Source organism: Polynucleobacter antarcticus, assembly GCF_013307245.1.
Taxonomy (GTDB): Bacteria; Pseudomonadota; Gammaproteobacteria; order Burkholderiales; family Burkholderiaceae; genus Polynucleobacter; species Polynucleobacter antarcticus.
This window is the reverse complement of record NZ_CP028941.1, coordinates 922366-940199: the sequence shown is the minus strand read 5'-3', so window position 1 is coordinate 940199 and position 17834 is coordinate 922366. Positions and strand designations below refer to the sequence as shown.

The 17834-nt window shown below is 43.1% G+C and carries 17 protein-coding genes; 6 read left to right on the top strand and 11 right to left on the bottom strand.

Annotated elements, in window-relative coordinates:
• The first annotated feature begins 28 nt into the window (after positions 1-28).
• On the top strand, positions 29-322 hold the full coding sequence (locus DCO16_RS04890; RefSeq protein ID WP_173942611.1) for a serine/threonine protein kinase: 294 nt from the start codon (positions 29-31) through the stop codon (positions 320-322).
• 96 nt (positions 323-418) lie between these two features.
• Here the strand turns inward: DCO16_RS04890 and ppc are convergent, their stop codons facing one another.
• Both ppc and DCO16_RS04880 read right to left on the bottom strand, forming a co-directional pair.
• Positions 419-3211, bottom strand: a complete 2793-nt coding sequence (gene ppc, locus DCO16_RS04885) for a phosphoenolpyruvate carboxylase (protein WP_173942610.1) — start codon at positions 3209-3211, stop codon at positions 419-421.
• Positions 3212-3462: 251 nt separating this feature from the next.
• Complete coding sequence (locus DCO16_RS04880) at positions 3463-3903, bottom strand: CBS domain-containing protein (protein WP_173942609.1); 441 nt, start codon at positions 3901-3903, stop codon at positions 3463-3465.
• A 312-nt stretch (positions 3904-4215) separates the two neighbouring features.
• Between DCO16_RS04880 and DCO16_RS04875 the strand changes: the two genes are divergently transcribed.
• Positions 4216-5229, top strand: coding sequence for a catalase family peroxidase (locus DCO16_RS04875; protein ID WP_173942608.1), 1014 nt, complete (start codon positions 4216-4218; stop codon positions 5227-5229).
• 75 nt (positions 5230-5304) lie between these two features.
• Here the strand turns inward: DCO16_RS04875 and DCO16_RS04870 are convergent, their stop codons facing one another.
• Entirely contained in the window at positions 5305-6834 is a 1530-nt protein-coding gene (locus DCO16_RS04870; RefSeq protein WP_173942607.1) for a cryptochrome/deoxyribodipyrimidine photo-lyase family protein, read from the bottom strand.
• A gap of 93 nt (positions 6835-6927) precedes the next feature.
• On the bottom strand, positions 6928-7536 hold the full coding sequence (locus DCO16_RS04865; protein ID WP_254598106.1) for an alternative oxidase: 609 nt from the start codon (positions 7534-7536) through the stop codon (positions 6928-6930).
• 425 nt (positions 7537-7961) lie between these two features.
• Between DCO16_RS04865 and DCO16_RS04860 the strand changes: the two genes are divergently transcribed.
• Both DCO16_RS04860 and DCO16_RS04855 read left to right on the top strand, forming a co-directional pair.
• On the top strand, positions 7962-8732 hold the full coding sequence (locus DCO16_RS04860) for an ATP-binding cassette domain-containing protein (protein WP_217426701.1): 771 nt from the start codon (positions 7962-7964) through the stop codon (positions 8730-8732).
• A complete protein-coding gene (locus DCO16_RS04855) occupies positions 8725-10281 on the top strand; it encodes an ABC transporter permease/substrate-binding protein (RefSeq protein ID WP_173942606.1) in 1557 nt (518 codons plus the stop codon). The genes DCO16_RS04860 and DCO16_RS04855 overlap by 8 nt, the downstream gene beginning before the upstream one ends.
• A 13-nt stretch (positions 10282-10294) precedes the next feature.
• Here DCO16_RS04855 and DCO16_RS04850 read toward each other — a convergent pair whose 3' ends face one another.
• The 3 genes from DCO16_RS04850 to DCO16_RS04840 all read right to left on the bottom strand — a co-directional run bounded on the left by DCO16_RS04850 (position 10295) and on the right by DCO16_RS04840 (position 12354).
• Positions 10295-10933, bottom strand: a complete 639-nt coding sequence (locus DCO16_RS04850) for a PNPOx family protein (protein ID WP_173942605.1) — start codon at positions 10931-10933, stop codon at positions 10295-10297.
• 42 nt (positions 10934-10975) lie between these two features.
• The gene (locus DCO16_RS04845) at positions 10976-11332 is read right to left on the bottom strand and encodes an HNH endonuclease (protein WP_173942604.1); all 357 of its coding nucleotides are present in this window, start codon (positions 11330-11332) and stop codon (positions 10976-10978) included.
• Between the two features lie 206 nt (positions 11333-11538).
• Positions 11539-12354 (bottom strand): ChaN family lipoprotein, encoded by an 816-nt coding sequence (locus DCO16_RS04840; protein WP_173942603.1) that lies wholly within the window; start codon positions 12352-12354, stop codon positions 11539-11541.
• A 293-nt stretch (positions 12355-12647) separates the two neighbouring features.
• Between DCO16_RS04840 and DCO16_RS04835 the strand changes: the two genes are divergently transcribed.
• On the top strand, positions 12648-13103 hold the full coding sequence (locus DCO16_RS04835; RefSeq protein WP_173942602.1) for a BLUF domain-containing protein: 456 nt from the start codon (positions 12648-12650) through the stop codon (positions 13101-13103).
• A 292-nt stretch (positions 13104-13395) separates the two neighbouring features.
• Entirely contained in the window at positions 13396-15186 is a 1791-nt protein-coding gene (gene gcl, locus DCO16_RS04830) for a glyoxylate carboligase (protein WP_173942601.1), read from the top strand.
• A gap of 127 nt (positions 15187-15313) precedes the next feature.
• Here the strand turns inward: gcl and DCO16_RS04825 are convergent, their stop codons facing one another.
• The 4 genes from DCO16_RS04825 to DCO16_RS04810 form a co-directional block, all read right to left on the bottom strand.
• A complete protein-coding gene (locus DCO16_RS04825) occupies positions 15314-15694 on the bottom strand; it encodes a VOC family protein (RefSeq protein WP_173942600.1) in 381 nt (126 codons plus the stop codon).
• A gap of 77 nt (positions 15695-15771) precedes the next feature.
• The gene (locus tag DCO16_RS04820) at positions 15772-15963 is read right to left on the bottom strand and encodes a hypothetical protein (RefSeq protein ID WP_173942599.1); all 192 of its coding nucleotides are present in this window, start codon (positions 15961-15963) and stop codon (positions 15772-15774) included.
• Between the two features lie 642 nt (positions 15964-16605).
• A complete protein-coding gene (locus tag DCO16_RS04815) occupies positions 16606-17085 on the bottom strand; it encodes an SCO family protein (protein ID WP_173942598.1) in 480 nt (159 codons plus the stop codon).
• 161 nt (positions 17086-17246) lie between these two features.
• Entirely contained in the window at positions 17247-17834 is a 588-nt protein-coding gene (locus tag DCO16_RS04810; RefSeq protein WP_173942597.1) for a c-type cytochrome, read from the bottom strand.

Below are 17834 nucleotides of genomic sequence, written 5' to 3'. Positions count from 1 at the left end.
TTAATCAATCAAATTAAAGGATATAAAAATGAGTCAAAAGAAATTAGTAAAGCAATTATTAAAAAAGCTAGAGAAATTAGAGTCAGATAGAGAAAAACTGATCATTAAACTGGGTAAGGCACTAGATAAATTAGAGCAAAAAACACCCGTTAAGAAAGTAGCTGCTAAGAAGGCTCCAGCGAAGAAGGTAACTGCTAAGAAAGTCGTAGCGAAAAAGGTAACTGCTAAGAAAGCGCCAGCGAAGAAGGTGGTTGCTAAAAAAGCTCCAGCGAAAAAATCTGTTGCCAAAAAAGCGGCTGTAGTCACTGATCTAAAAGTTTAAGTCAATTACTTTCTGGCGCGATTTTAGAGTGGGTCAATACCGAATGTATTGAGGTGGTAAATCTATAGTTAAAGAGTTTGGTATGTGCCCCACTCTTTAACCCGTATTTCTTAATCCAGCTGAAATTCCATTGATGGCTATGTGGATACCCCTTTGAACCCGCTCATCATGCTTGCCAGCACGATAGCGCCGAACCAGTTCCACTTGTAAATGATGTAAGGGGTCAATGTAAGGAAAGCGATGACGGATAGATCTAGCCAAGCCTGGATTATTTGCTAAACGTACCTGCTCTCCCGTTACCAGCTTGAGAGCCTCGATCGTTTTACCCCACTCAGCTTCAATCGCGCTAAAGATTCTTTTACGTAACTTAGTATCTGCCACCAGCTCACTATAGCGTGAGGCTAAGGCCATATCACTCTTTGCTAGCGCCATATCCATATTAGAAAGTAGGGTCCTAAAAAAAGGCCATTCCTGATACATCTTTTGCAGTAAATGTAATGCTGCTTTTTTATCTGCAGCCTTAGGTTGATTCAGAAACTCTTGTACGGCTGATCCAAAGCCATACCAACCCGGCAGAGTTAAGCGGCATTGTCCCCAACTAAAGCTCCATGGAATAGCCCGTAAGTCCTCAATTTTTTGACTTGGCTTACGACTCGCTGGTCGAGAACCAATATTGAGTTTTGCAATTTCTCGAATGGGTGTCGCATCAAAAAAATACTCTGCAAAACCAGGGGTCTCATATACCAAGCCTCGATACGCATTCATACTCGCTTGGGAGATCTTGGCAGCCGCCTCTAAATAGGATTTGCTTGCAGGCTTTGTAGGCTTTAATAAGCTAGCCTCAAGGGTAGCGGCAACCAAGGTTTCTAAATTACGTCTACCAATCTCTGGGTTAGCATATTTAGATCCAATTACCTCACCCTGCTCTGTCAAACGAATTTGCCCACGCACTGTTCCAGGGGGCTGAGCAAGAATAGCCTCATAACTAGGTCCACCTCCACGACCCACAGTGCCACCTCGTCCATGGAATAAGCGAAGCTTGATGCCCTGCTTTTCTTCTAGGGGCTCAAATACCTTAACCAAAGCAAGCTCTGCACAGTAGAGCTCCCAGTTACTAGTCACGATGCCGCCATCCTTATTAGAATCTGAATAGCCCAGCATAATGTCCTGCTCTGCACCAGAGCGCTTAATCAGATCCAAAATACCTGGTAGAGCATAGAAATCTTGCATGATAGGAGCAGCATTGCGTAAATCTTCAATCGTCTCGAATAAAGGGCTCACGATTAAATCTAGGCTAGCTTTTTTACCCAACACTCCATGCATTAAGCCAACCTCTTTTTGCAAAAGCAATACTTCCAATAGGTCACTCACTGTCTCAGTATGGCTGATGATGTAATGACGAATCGCATCATGGCCAAATAATTGGCGCATCTTCTTGGCCATCTCAAAAATAGCAATCTCTGAAATAGCAAAATCAGAATACTGAAAGCCATTTACGCGCATTGGGCGCGGGTCTTGCAGCAAAGAAATCAGAAGTTTACGCTTCTGTACTTCAGTAAGTTCAGAGTAATTTCCCTCAATAGCAGCGATACTGAGAAGCTCTGCAATCACGGCTTGATGCATATCTGAGCTTTGGCGTAAATCTACTGTAGCCAAATGAAATCCAAACACCTCAACCGCTCTAATGAGGCCATGCAGACGTTTATCTGAAAGGGTTTTAGCCCCTTGTGAGATTAATGATGACTCAATAGTTTTTAAATCCTCTAAAAACTGCTGAGAATCTTTATAAGGATTTTGGGGCTCCACCGCATGTCTAGCGGCATCTCTTCCCGTCAATATTTTTAATGCCGCAGCTAATCTGGCGTACATCCCTGTTAAAGCTCTTCTATAGGGCTCATCCTGACGATGCTCATTGGTATCAGGCGATGCAGCAGCAAGTGCTTGCATCTTTTTAGGGAACTTGAGTAACAATGCAGAAACAGATAACTCTCTACCCAAGTGATGCACCTCAGTCAGGTAATAGCGTAAGACCATCTCGGCTTGCCGCTGGATCGCATACTCTAAGGTCTGCGCACTAACATTAGGATTACCATCGCGATCACCCCCAATCCATTGCCCCATCTTTAAAAAGCTAGCAACCGGATTACCTACCAGTGACTCCTCTAGTTGGGCATAAATCTTAGGAATTTCTCTTAAGAAAGTAGATTCGTAATAACTGAGAGCGTTTTCAATCTCATCGGCAACAGTTAATTTAGTGAACCGTAAAAGACGGGTATGCCAGAGTTGAAGTACCCGTGCACGAATTTGACCCTCGTTGACTTTGAGCTCTCTCACTAGCAATGCATCTTTACTTGAATGCATTACTTTTGAAGATTCCTTAATTTGATCTCTCGTAACGAGTAAGTGGGCGATTTCGCGCTCGGCTTCTAAGATGCTGGTTCTTTGTACCTCTGTCGGATGAGCAGTTAATACTGGAGAGATTAAACTTTGCTCCAGCATCTTGGAGATTACTTTGGTGGTAATTCCAGCGGCGTGCAGTTTTTTCATTGCCACAGAAATACTGCCATCCTGATAGATACCCTTACGCTCATAGTCAATGCGCCGACGAATATGGTGTCGATCTTCAGCCAAGTTTGCTAAGTGACTAAAGTAAGTAAAAGCTCGCAATACCTTCATGGCATCATCACTACTTAAGCCTTTTAATAGATTAGTTAATTCTTTATTGTCCTTTTGATTAGCGTCGCGGTGAAAAGTAACGGATAAGGTGCGTACCTTCTCCACAAGATCATAAATACTATTCCCCTCTTGTTCGCGCACAATATCACCCAAAATCTTACCTAGAAGACGTATATCCTCGACTAGGGGAAGGTCGGTCTTTTTTGAATTCATAATTAGTAGACGCCGTATAAGAAACAACCAGTCTAAGCTCGAGGGCGGCCGAGGCTATTTATATTTAAATTAAGTGCTTTAGCCAAATTAGAAGCTCTAACTTAGCAGATACTTCCTGGCCCAAGCTAAATCAGTCACTAAGTACTCTTAAATTTATAAAAATATTCAATACTAAGGAAGAAAAGTTAAGAGATATTGAGATGAGATGACTCGGCGTCTATCACAAGGCTATAAAAAACAACTGGTAAGAGTTAAGAAGCTCCGTGGCCTTTAATATAAGTTTCAAGATAATTAATCTGGACACCTTGTTGGTCAATGATATTTTTTACAATATCGCCAATCGAGATGACACCAAGTACCTTATTGCCATCTACTACCGGTAAGTGTCGAATATGTTTAGACACCATGACTCCCATGCATTGCTCTAGTGAATCAGATAAAGTAACGGTTATGGGATTTTTCGTCATGATCTCTTGGGCTAAAACTTTACTAGCGTCCAGCCCTTTTAATAGCACCTTAATTGCGCAATCACCCTGCGAAACAATACCATGCAGAGCACCGTTTTCAATGACAAGAATAGATCGTACTTTTTTGTCTCGCATGAGCTCTAAGGCTATACGAACGGGGGAACTCGGCTCTACAGCAACAATTTGATTGGACTTGTGGGTTAGGCAACTTTTAACAGTATTCATGATGTTGATTTATTAGTACTCGAGATTTAAGTGAATAATTGGATAATTTATCACGAAATAATGCTTTATAGGTAAATTAACAGCCAATGGGTAGGCACAGAAAATTACTAAATAAGATCCTATGTTAAAAATTCAAGCGTATTTCCTCTAATACGTTGTCAGTAATTATAAAAACTAATACACTCAGGATGAGAAAATACCGGGAGCTCCACCGTGCTTTTTATGCTACTTGTAGCCATTCATGTATTTAGCTCTATTCGTTTAATAATTAGCACCTATTTTTATAAGAGTGTCTTTTTTATGGGAACAGTTATGAAATCAATTCAATCACACTTGAAATATTTCTTACTAGCTTTGATAGGCACAACTACACTCTTATCAACCCACGCAGCAGCAAATGTAGACCCTAATCAGATGGTTAGTCAATTTGAAGCTACTGGTGGAAAGTTTGAAGGATATCGTCGCTCAGGGGCCAAAGGGATTTGCGCCACCGGGGAATTTACTGGTAGCGCTGAGGGAAGAAAAATTTCTAATTCTTCTGCTTTTAGTGGCAAGAAAATCCCCATGATTGTTCGCTTCTCTGTCGGTGGCGGCAATCCAAATGCTGCCGATAATGCAAAGACACAACGTAATATGGCCTTGCAATTTACCTTGCCAAACAATGAGGTTTGGCAAATGGGTAATATTTCAGTACCTGTGTTTGGCTCAGCCACCCCCGAACAACTTCTTGGACGCCTACAGTCCCTACAACCTGATCCGGCCACTAAGGCTGCTGATCCAGTAAAGGTCAAAGCCTTTGCCGATGCTAACCCTGAAGTATTAATTCATGGAAAGTTTCTTGCTTCTCAACCAGTACCAGCCAGTTATGCAACAGTCAATTATTGGGGTGTTCATGGGTTTAGCTTTGCAAATGCTAAAAAAGAAAAGGTAAGTGGTAAATGGGTATTTGAGCCCGCCGATGGAACGCAGACCTTAACTGACGAAGAGGCAAAATTAAAAGGGCCAAACTTTTTATTTGATGATTTACGTCAACGCGTTGCAGCAGGCAAGGTCTCATTTAACTTTAATCTTGAAATTGCCCAAGCAGGTGATATCCTGGATAACGCAACAGTACCGCTGCCCGCAGGAAGAAAGAAAATTACTCTGGGGGCTCTTAAAATTACATCTATTTCCTCAGATGGTAGTGGACCTTGCTTAAGCATGACTTTTGATCCCAATATCATGCCGAAAGGAGTCGAAGGTTCTGCTGATCCAATGCTTGGAGCAAGGACAGTGCCTTATGCAATTTCTCTAGGCCGAAGAGTGGTTGAAGGTGCCAAACAATAGCTTCATACGGTAAAGCATAAATTCCGTATAGCTATCTTAAAGAAAATTAATACCTTTTCCAATAACTATACGGAATCAGAAATCAAAACTCTGTTGCGCGGTAGATTCTGATTTCTGTGATTTAGCGCTGGTTCGCTTAGTAGGTCTTTTGCGAGAAGCGTGCTTTTCAACAACGCTTTGCTTACCTGCCCTAACCTCGGGCTGTTGACGCCTACTGTGCAACCGTTGCTTGGACTCTCGTGTGGCTTGACTAAGATCTACCAACGGATCTGCAATCTCAGTATCAAGACCAATATTTCCATCATACTGAAGTGATGTCTTCATCAACCAAGGCTCAAAGAGGAAAACATCTGGCACTTGGCGCATGTGAGGCAGCCATTGTCTGACGAACCGGCCATGCGGATCATGATCTTGCGCTTGTTTAATAGGGTTATAAACCCTGGTTGTGTTGATGCCCGTGGTACCTGATTGCATTTGCAGCTGACTCCAATGAATGCCAGGTTCATAGTCCAAAAACTGGGTTGCTAGCCACTCTCCGACTGGGCGCCAATGTAGCCATAATGGATATGCTGCAACGGAGACCAACATCGCCCGCATCCGAAAATTTAACCAGCCCGTTTCTCGCAACATTACCACGCATGCATCCACCATAGGCCAACCCGTTCGCCCCGCTTTCAAAGCCTCGAAGTGTGCCTCATTAAAGTCATGCTCACGCAAGCCGTCGTAACCAGAATGCATATTGCGCCATTCGATCGCAGGCTCACTTTCTAATTTTTGAATGAAATGACAATGCCAATACAGTCGGCTCACAAAAGCCGATAGGCCAGCCCGATGTCGACTGGCCTGAGGCGGGAGTTGCTCAAGGTATTCGTAGGTTTGCTGCACTACTTCACGCATGCTAATACAACCCCAAGCAAGATAGACTGATATACGTGAACAAGCATTCGGTGCCGATAGCGGTGAAGAGATACCACCCCGATAACCTAAGCTACGGGCACTTAAAAAACTATGTAAAGTAGAAAGCGCTAGTGTCCGACCCCCACGTAGTCTTTGTGGTGGGTTATGTCGCAAATGCGCTGGGGCCCCCATCACCCCAGATGGTGGCAGAGGATATCGCCAATAATTGAGCTTGCCTGGGTTTTGTAGGGGCGCTGACATATGCTGCTCCCAAGCTGCCTGCCATAAGTTGCGGTTCTTTAAACCCCGCACCACACCAAACTGGGGATACTCCATCCAATCAATCTTGTGAGATTGGCACCAACTGGCTACTTGTTTATCGCGAGCATAAGTAAAACCATTACCGGTCTCTTCATGTGAATGAAGACGCCCAAAAGGATCTGCTTGCCAAATCTGACTTAATACTTCAGTGAGTGCACCATAGTGAATTTCAAGACAAGCGCCCTGAAGACGAAGATCGGCATCTAAAACTTGAAGAGATTCGTGAATGAACTCGAAATGTTGAAGCGCCATGTCTGGCTCAAGCCAAAGCTTAGGCTCAACAACATAAATACAGCGCACTGGACCCATACGCGCTGCGCTAGTGAGAGCAGCATGATCCTGACAGCGTAAATCCCGCTTAAACCAAACTAGCTCGTAACTACCCATAATACGTTCATTAGTCCTAGATTGTTGATCATTGATTCTAATGTGAGTATGAAGGACTTGCCAGAACGACTCTAATGCACTAGTTGAGTAAACCTATTTTGAGGTTTTTAAGTCAAATTCATCAGCGTAAGCATGGTTTACTTCGCTGTGACCTTGCTCATCTGCCCGAACGGCAATAATGACATCACGTAACCTAGCATCTGCTGGCAGCTTCCAATAGTCGATGGCAATCTTAGGCGCAGCAATATTCAATTCAGGATGGGCATCCACCTGCTCTAAATATTGTGTGTAGCTAATGACTGCCTCTTCTTCAAAATAACCAATCATTCGGTGGGCTGTTCTGGGAGCAAAGACAAAGAGAACGAAGTAAAAATGCCAAAATAAAAACTGCGCGAATAAGATCAAGCTACGCTCTAATTTGGTAGGCTGAGCAATATCAATAAAAGTCATGAGGTGCATGCGCTCATTTTCAGCTTCACCCAATAAAGTTCTAATTTTTGGACCGTAGCCTGTCTTGGTTTCTCTGAGACTTTTGAGGTGGATCCACATACCTGAAACCATCCCTGGAACTGCAGCCACGGTTTCTAGAACGACAGCGCGATGTCCATAGCGCTTAGAAAAAAAGGTATCTGCTAGGAATCGTAGTGACCTAGTAATGCAATAGGCAATTCTGTCACTAATGCCATCAAGTTGATTTTTCACAATGTTTTTAATATTGCTTAAAAGGTGTATTTATCGCAAATTATTGCGTCGAGCAGCGCAATGCTGAATATAGGCTGCACGTGCTTCAAACCAAGCCTCGTAGAGGTTATTTACCAATTTTTTAAATGCTTTCACGATTAACATCCTTTATTAAAAGTATTAGGGTTAACACTTAGCTAGTATGTTCCTATTTAGAAAATATTGCAGAGCAGTAAATAACCATTTCAACAGAAATACTATTTCTAGAGCTTCAAAATGGGGATTTTGAGACTTTTATGGATGAAAGTAGTCTAAATAGCTCCTCTATCAAGAATTCAAGCTGACTATTCTGAAAAAACCTCTCATTGGCCCTAAATATGTGATTTTTCGCAAAAATAGCAATTGCATTATTGTTATTTCATCGCCATCAGACTGAGAGAAGTGTATTGATTGAGCTAGACCACATTACTAAGCGTTTCCCAAACTCTGCTTTGCTAGCGATGAATGATGTTTGCCTCACGATTGCCGATCAATCCTTTGTCGCGTTACTGGGGGCATCCGGCTCTGGTAAGACTACTGTGCTCAAGACCATCAATCAGTTGATCTATCCAGATCAGGGCGAAGTAAGAATCAATGGCATACCCATCAGTGCTACGAAGGCTCCGATACTACGTAGAGGTATTGGGTATGTATTTCAGGGATCAGGGCTATTTCCCCATTTAAGTGTTGCTGAAAATATTGGTATTACTCCACACCTATTAGCTTGGCCAGAAGAAAGGATTAACCAACGCGTAGATGAGTTACTCAATATGGTGGCGCTACCCCTAGACTTTGCAAGTCGACTGCCCCATCAACTCTCGGGAGGTCAACAGCAACGTGTTGCTATCGCTCGTGCTTTAGCGGCCGCTCCCCCCATCATGCTGATGGACGAACCCTTTGGCGCACTAGACCCCATCACAAGAGACATGCTGGGTACGGAATATCGCAAGCTGCATGAAAATCTTAAGCTCACTACCGTCATGGTGAGTCACGATATTCAGGAAGCGCTTTTATTGGCAGACCGCATCATCGTCATCAAGGCAGGACAAATCATTGCAGATTTTTTACCGCACCAAGCACTACAAGAAACACACCCTGATGTGCAAGCCATGATGGCGGTACCGTTACGGCAAAACAGAAAAGTTCATGAAGTATTAGGGTCAAATGTCGATGAGTGAACAAATTGACCTGGCCTGGAGCTTGCTGCCCCTCTATTTAACCCAACATATCTTACTGTCAGCATCAGCAATGTTGCTTGCTCTAGCAATAGCCTTACCCTTAATTATTATTTGCACGCAATTCTCGGGATGGCGTCGTTTTCTTCTAGGAGCAGCCAGTGTTATTCAAACCATTCCTGGATTAGCGCTGCTTGCTTTGTTTTATCCGATATTGCTCGGCTTATCTCACCTCACCAATGCTCTATTTTCAGTCACATTTCCGGCGCTTGGCTTTTTACCTTCTCTGCTGGCACTGGCTCTTTATGCGCTGTTGCCCATTTTGCGTAATGGGGTCACCGGTCTGTTGGGTGTAGATACTCTAGTAAGCGAAGCTGCCGATGGGGTCGGCATGACCGCGCGGCAAAAGTTATTACAAATTGAATTACCGTTGGCAGCGCCAGTACTAATGTCGGGTATTCGTATCGCAACCGTATGGACTATTGGTACTGCGACCCTCGCAACCTCTGTGGGCCAAGTGAGTTTAGGTAACTATATTTTTTCTGGTTTACAAACAGAAAATTGGGTTTCTGTAGCGTTTGGTTGTCTCGCTGCTACGGCACTAGCATTAGCAGCAGATTTTGCGCTGAGCCTCATAGAGGCAGGACTGGCTTTACGCAATCGTAAAAAAATAGGCTTTGGTCTCTTGATATTAATCAGTGGTGTAATCTTTGCCTTGACGCCTGCTCTGTTTGAGTCCAAAAAAGACTATGTCGTTGGCGCTAAAAATTTTAGCGAGCAATTTATTCTTGCTCAACTGATTGAGAATCGCCTTGAGTCTTTGGGCGCAAGTGTTAAGCAGCGAGAAAGCTTGGGGTCTGCAGTTGCCTTTAGAGCCCTGGCCAACGATGAAATTGATGTGTATGTAGATTACTCTGGAACCCTCTGGAGCAATGTCCTAGGGCGCACCGATAATCCGCCCCGTGAGAGCTTACTGATAAACCTAAAACAAGAACTTCGGAGCCAATATGGCATTACGCTCTTGGGGACTTTGGGCTTTGAAAATGCCTATGTTTTGGCGATGAAAGATGCTCAAGCCCAAAAGATGGGGATAGTCTCAACGACCGATCTTTCAGCAAAATCACAAAACCTCAGACTGGGATCGGATCTGGAATTTTTGAATCGGCCAGAATGGAAAAAGTTAAAGAATAGCTATGGTCTTCTTTTCCAAAGTGAAAAGTCATTTACACCAACCTTTATGTATCGCGCTCTAGAAAGTAATGAGGTTGATGTTATTTCAGCATTTTCGAGTGATGGTCGTATCAAAGCACAAAATTTACGTGTTTTGACCGACCCTTTAAATGCTGCCCCTACTTACGATGCATTAATTCTGATAGCGCCAAAGCGCGTGAATGATGAATTTCTGCGACGAGCGCTTTTGCCAATGGTGTCTGCTATTGATGTAAGACAAATGCAAGAAGCAAACTATATGGTCGATCGTGATGTAAATAAATCAACGGTCAATAAAGCAGCCCAGTTTTTAGAGAATCAAATCCCTGTTATAAAAAAATAACTAGCTCTATTTATTAGGGCGTGAGCGCCACTATTTGTCCATCATGAAAAATACGAGCTCGGCAATGGCCTTCTCGGTCTAAAGCCAACCAGTCGATTGACTGTACTTGAAAGCTTAATACTGCTAAGTAGTGATCCCCATTAGAGGCATTAGAGGCATTAGAGGCATTAGAGGCATTAGAACCCTTAGCGACAGCTTTATCTTCTCCATGATTTTGAAGTAGTACGCTGCCAGGGGCTAGCTCACTCAAATAATCTTTCGAGGCATGTGTTTGACTAACCTTAGCCCAAGCATTGCTTACTTGAATACCATCCGTGTGAACAACTACAGTTGAGGTGACGCGTAACTGCCAATTGAGTCGCGCACTCCAGAATACGAGTTGGGCCGCTCCGTATTGAATGAGTTCAGAACACTTGGCGCTGCGTGCGTCGGTATATGCAGTCAGCGTCCATAAGTCGACGTCTGCATCACGCAAAATGACAGTCCGTACTTGAGGTGTCCCATCTAGGCCAACACTCGCCAATGCGGGTCTTTTCCAGTCATGGTGACGATCATGTGGGGCCCGCCTTAGTTCTTGCCAAATACGCTCAATAAGATTTTCTGGTGGAAAATCCAAGTAAGCATTGAAAGGCTGTTTTTTTAAATCTTGCATAAATACATTCAGAAGTCTTCCTTGATAGCAAAAAACTATTATTTACAATCGCCCTTTGTCTCGACTTCGTCGAATGGTAGTGTTGAGATCAGAGGGTTTATCTTTTATCCAATCAACAAAGCGGGCTATCTCTGGATGAGTGCTTAAAGCCTCCATCGTAGAGTAATGACGTGCTAGCTGTGTTTCGGTAAAAAGGGCATGCACTTGACGATGACAAAGCCGATGCAACACAACAGTCACTGCACCACCTCGAGATTTAGGAATCAAATGATGTGCGTCACGCTGAGCTTTTGGAATCGGTCGGTGGCAGAGTTGGCACACCACCTCTTGAGACAAAGAAACAGATTGCTGACTGAGAGCCTGCGCTGCTATCTCTTTTCTTTTGATGCGTCCGGTCATAGCATAAAAGTGTAAACTGCCTAAAATATATTTGCAGGCCTAAGAGCATCTGTTGACTATCTAAATAAACACCGCGAAAACTCTAGATGAACCCATTTAAATCACTGATTGAGTTAAAAAAGAGAATTGGGCAATTTTTTGACGATATACAAAGCTTTATTCGATCCAACTTACGATAAGGTACTTAACACACTTTATCTTTTTGACTATTTTTTAAAGACAAGACAAGGATCCTCTCGAAGCACTGGCTTCATAAGATGAACATAGTCGTACCATTGTGAATCCGTGCTTTGTTTATTTTCAATATAGCCATGTACTTGAGTCTGAGACTGCTCATGGGTAGAAAGCCACTGATAGACGCCTGCGTCTTTTCGAACATGCCCATTGCCTGCAATTAAGATTACTGGATTACTTTTGGCATTCTGAATCAGGTAAGCCATCCACACGTCACGTGCGATTTGCCCCTGCACCATCGGGGCTATTGCCTTCTCAGGAAGCATGCCACAATGACCGTCCTTAATCGCAATGGTTTGGGCTTTGATTAATTTAGGCGGCAGTTGATCGAGCTGATAGCGCTTTATAAACTGCGGATCATAAACAGCGGAGAATCCCTCAAACACCACCTTACGTACATCACTATTAGATAAATTGGCTACCTGCATAGTAGCCTTCTTATCGAGAGCGAGCTGAATAAAGGGGATGTATAAATCCCAATTCCAGCCAGAGCCGCCTACTTTCTTTATTACGCAATCTGTATCAGCGCATGTTGCAAGTGCTAGATCTAAAGCGGCTTGATTTTCACGATCAAATTGCTCCATTAGCAAGACGGGTTGCTGACCCCGCTCAATGAGTACGTTTATGAAGGCTAAACGCTGGCTCAGACTTTGAGGATTGTCATGAATTTCACCAAGCAAATAAATACGTACTTTTTCTGCTGGCGATTGAGGTCCCGCACTTTGAACAAGTGGGCACAGCAAAAACAGTATCAGCGTGAGAACAAACTGGGGTACCACTTTGCGCATAGAACTTTCGTTTCTAGTTAAAAATCACCTTAATAGGAAATGACTACATTACATGTTTTATTTTCTACAGTAAATCACCGCTGTAGACTAAATAGAGGTGTTTGTTTACAAATTTAGTCCCCCATTTCCTTTATTCACCTCATTTGCTTTGTTTGAGCCATTCTCAGTGTCATAGTCCAAACGCATCTCCTATTGGGGTAATGCCGATTTACCAGTAAGATAGATTGAAGACTTGAGCTGGGTAAGATTAATGTGTCCGTAGTTTGAACACTCAATACGTGGAAATGAACTAAATGTACTTACAACAAAATGATGAGGGACTCGGTAAATCGATACACAACTTGGTTTACTGTAGCCGAGCGACTCCTGAGCTAAAGGAAGACTCTATAGCCAGCATTATTGCTTCTGCCCAACATCACAACCCCCGATTTGGCATCACAGGTATCTTGGTTTACGGAAGTGGCATCTTTTTTCAGTGGTTAGAGGGTCCTCGCGACAACGTCACCAGCCTCATGAAGCTGATTTCTGCTGATCCCCGGCATTCAGATGTTGTGCTTCTCCAGGAAGGCAATGAGGTCCGAGATCGCCTATTCCCTGATTGGGGAATGGAGTTGGTAGAGGCCGCTGATATCCGTGATGTTTTAGTAGATGCCATGCAGGAATCTAAGGACAAGATACAAAAACAAACTCTGGCTGCCATGCTGGAAGAATTAGATACAGGCTCTCTTAAAGATCTCAGTAGGTCTTAAATTAGGGCTAAGCAGCCATTAGATCAAAATGCCATCAGATCATCAGAAATCAAATCTGCCGATTGCCTGAAGTTTTGTAAGCAACGCTATTGCATTCGTGCTGCGCTGCAATAATCTCTTAGGTTTCATCTGTTATGTGCGCATCAGCGTTCTCAGATACTCTGTATTCAGAATCTATGCTCAGCATCTATTCAAATATTCCAACATGGAATAGCTGATATGGGAATAAGCACTGTTCCCATTGTGGTGAATTCACTAGAATCACATCATTATTTAATTTAATGGAGACATCATGGCGAAAATGAAAGCAGCAATGGCAGCGGTACTGGTAATGGAAAAAGAAGGCGTCACAATGGCGTTTGGCGTTCCAGGCGCTGCGATTAATCCGCTTTATGCCCAAATGAGAGAGCGTCAATCGATCACTCACATTTTGGCTCGTCACGTTGAAGGTGCATCACATATGGCCGAGGGTTACACCCGAGCCAAAGCTGGCAATATCGGTGTTTGTCTTGGTACTTCTGGTCCTGGCGGCACTGACATGATTACCGGCTTGTACTCTGCGAGCGCTGACTCTATTCCTATTTTGTGCATTACTGGTCAGGCGCCCCGCGCTCGACTCTATAAAGAAGATTTTCAGGCAGTAGATATCGAGAGTATCTCTAAGCCGCTGACAAAAATGTCCGTAACCGTTCGTGAACCTGGTTTGGTACCTCGTGTATTCCAGCAGGCTTTTCATACAATGCGCTCGGGTCGTCCAGGTCCAGTATTAATTGACTTGCCAATTGACGTACAAATGGCTGAAATTGAATTTGATATCGACACGTACGAGCCACTTCCAGTTTATAAGCCTGCTGCGAGTCGCAAGCAAATTGAAAAAGCATTTGGGATGTTGATGAGCTCATCTAAGCCCTTAATTGTGGCGGGTGGCGGCATCATTAATGCGGATGCGGATAAGTTATTGGTAGAGTTTGCTGAATTGACTGGTATTCCAGTCATCCCTACTTTGATGGGCTGGGGCACAATACCGGATGACCATCCCTTGATGGCAGGAATGGTTGGCCTGCAAACCTCACATCGTTACGGTAATGCAACCATGCTTGCAAGTGATTTTGTATTAGGTATCGGTAATCGCTGGGCCAATCGTCATACTGGTTCCACAGAGGTATATTGCAAAGATCGAAAATTTGTACACGTAGATATCGAGCCAACTCAAATTGGCCGTGTTTTCAACCCAGACTACGGCATTGTTTCTGATGCAAAAGCTGCCTTAGAACTGTTTATCGAAGTTGCCAAAGAGTGGAAAGCACAGGGCAAGCTCAACAACTACAGTGAGTGGGTCAGCCGTTGTCAAGAGCGTAAGCAATTAATGCATCGCAAAACTGACTACGACAATGTGCCTATCAAACCGCAACGTGTTTATCAAGAAATGAATGCTGCATTTGGACGCGATACAGTATATGTATCCAATATTGGCTTATCCCAAATCGGTGGCTCACAGTTCTTGCATGTCTATGGCGCACGCCAATGGATTAACTGCGGACAAGCTGGTCCATTAGGTTGGACAATCCCTGCAGCCCTGGGTGTACTCGCTTCAGATCCTACTAAAACGGTGGTTGGCCTGGCAGGTGACTATGACTTCCAGTTCTTAATTGAAGAGCTAGCCGTTGGTGCGCAGTTCAACCTACCGCTTGTGATGGTGTTAGTCAATAACAGTTATCTGGGATTAATTCGTCAGGCACAGCGTGGTTTTGAAATGGACTACTGTGTCCAGCTGGCTTTTGACAACATTAACGTAGATGACCCTAACCTTAAGGGATATGGCGTAGACCACGGTAAAGTCGTTGAAGGCTTAGGTTGTAAAGCCCTGCGCGTAACTGATCCAGCGAAAATTCGTGATGCCTTAGTACAGGCTCAGAAGATGGCTTTAGAGTTCCGTGTACCGGTAGTGGTTGAAGTAATCCTAGAAAAAGTAACGAACATTGCTATGGGTACTGAAATCAATAATGTGAATGAGTTTGAAGATATTGATTGCCGCCACCCTGCTGGAATGGAAGGCTTGGTAAACGCTGGTCTTCTAGAGTAAATCCTCCTACCAGCTTCATGGTTTTAGCAGTTTTGATTTAGACGTCCTGCAGTTTTTATTACAACCCCTCTTAAAATCTCGTATTTAAAGAGGGGTTATTTTTTATCTTAAGTCGCCAAACAAATAGCTATTTAGCAGGCCTGTGCATTGCACATATTTTGTTACCAGCAGGATCTCTGAGCCAAGCAATATAAATCGTGCCGGCTACACCATCACGATATCCTGGGTCTCCCTCGCAAGAATTACCACCGTGAGCCACTCCAATAGCATGAAACGCATCAACATCCGCTATTGATTTAGCGCTAAACCCGATAGTTCCTCCGTTAGCATGGGTTGCTATGGCGCCATCAATCGGTTTTGTTATCGCAAAAACTCCACCCGGGCCACGATAGAAGTACTTATCATGACTAAAGCTTCCTGGCTTTACTCCTAAGGCTCCTAGCGCCGCATCGTAGAAATTCCGTGAGATTTCTAAATCATTTGCACCCAACATAATGTGACTAAACATATATTTTTCCTCTTTTAAGTTTTTATAGTGTCAATATAACTAAATTTACTCATTCACTCATTCACTCACTCACTCACTCACTCATTTAGAGGCTTATCTACCGGTGTTCGTAATAAGGTATTGCGTATGAATTGCTTTTCGTAATGTCGATTACGCCGAGACTTTTTAGCGAGTGAACGTTGCCCTCTTCGCTTGTCACAGACAATACTTTCTAGTTGACTCAGATCATCTAGGTCTAATATTTGGTTAGGAGAATTACGCAGGGGCATTACGCAGAGATATTAATAGGGGCTAGAAAATGAGACTAATGAAGTTTATGGTTAACTGAATTATCCCGCATATTAGAAAAATATAAATACGCTAACCATCCAGTAAATAATAGAGTTGAAATTATGATTAGTCCATAACCAGTGCGTACTTGACTTTCTAATGAGTAAGCATTGCATACTCTTTGTGAAGTGGATTGCAAATATATGCCCATCCAAATAAACATCGCTAATAAGTAAGTAAAAAAGAATAAGGGCAAAACAAAGGGGGCTCTAGATAGAGACGATCTCAAGAGTACACCCGCCAAAAATAAGCTGAGCACTTTTAAAAAATCAACTTCTACTTTGATAATCGCCAAATCGATTGAAATAGGTAAAGACCAAAATGTAAGAATGAGAAAGAATGTAAAAAAACTAGTCAGTCCCCAGAAATCGTAATGACCCAATGATTTAAATTTACTTGACCTAGCCTGAATGCTGGGGTACACGAAATACCCAGAGAGTAGCAACAGGGGCATCTGTACTAGCATATGAATAGCCATACTTTGCTCAATGTAAGCTCTTAAGGGCGGAATCGATAAGCTAATGGCAAGTAATAAGATCAGTATGGGCAGTTTTTTTTGCAATTGCATCATTCCTAGAGACTTATAGACTGATTGCTTGATTGAGTGCCTCATCGATCTGATTATCATCAAATACTCTAATAATCCTGCCACCCTTATCCACTAATAGTAATGCGGAATTATGTTCAAATTCGCCAAGTTCTGCAGGTATGACAATCACCCCAAATTGATCAAATAATTGGGCTCTTAGATTATCCTTGCCCGCTATAGAGAACTTCCAAATTTTCTCATCTGCCTGATATTTTTTGGCATAGCTACGGACTTTTTCTGGACTGTCATGATCAGGATCAAAGCTGATTGAAAGTAGCCCAACCCGATCATGTAAGCCTCTAGAATCGATCTTTTGTTGAAGCTGCTGAAAGTTGCTGGACTGTGCAGCACAATAGGTTGCACAATTGGTATAAATAAATCCAACAATATAAGATTTATTGTCCTCAAGAAAGATATCTTTTAAATACTTTTTTTGATTATTTAAATCTGTCACCTCAAAAGTAGAAATCATTTTGGGTGACTGAGCAATTTCGGCTCTCCTCAATGATTCGGTAGTAAAAGCCTCGCCGCCCAAGGTAGATTTAAAAAGAATTAGGGATGCAGTACCAATCAAAAGGCAGCATATTGCAAAAGTTTTAAGCAACGATGCTGTTTGATTTACTGAATTCATCACTATTTTATGAGCTCATCACCACCGTTGTAAGATGCTTCCCTATCTTTTGTGAGCTCTCTTTGTGCTTTCACTACATCTGTCGGTATCGGACTAGCGGAGTTGCCCCATTGGGAGCGAATAAAGGTCAGTACTGCAGCGATCTCATCATCACTCAAGGTTTTGAAAGCAGGCATCGCTCCTTTGTAAATAACATCTTTTACCTTCAGCTCTCCAACAACACCATGAAGCAAGATATTGGATAGGATTTTAGGATCTCCAAGGACCCATTCTGCCCCGGCTAAAGGTGGAAATACCCCGGACACCCCTAAGCCACTCGCTTGATGGCAGGCAGCACATTTACCGGTAAAGATAGCCTGGCCATCAGCACTTGGCGTCATGGCAATACTTTCTTGGGGCTTTGATATTGCTCGATTATCACCATTAGAAGACGCCCCTCCTGAAGGAGAGCTAACAATATAAAAAGAGCCCCACATTGCGACAGCGCCTAAGAACATCAAAAAGAACCACGGTAAAGGCTTTACCTTTTCATCAGGCTCAGAAAGCTCTCTTTCTCGCTGTTGATTTTTATTAATATTTTTTGAACTCAT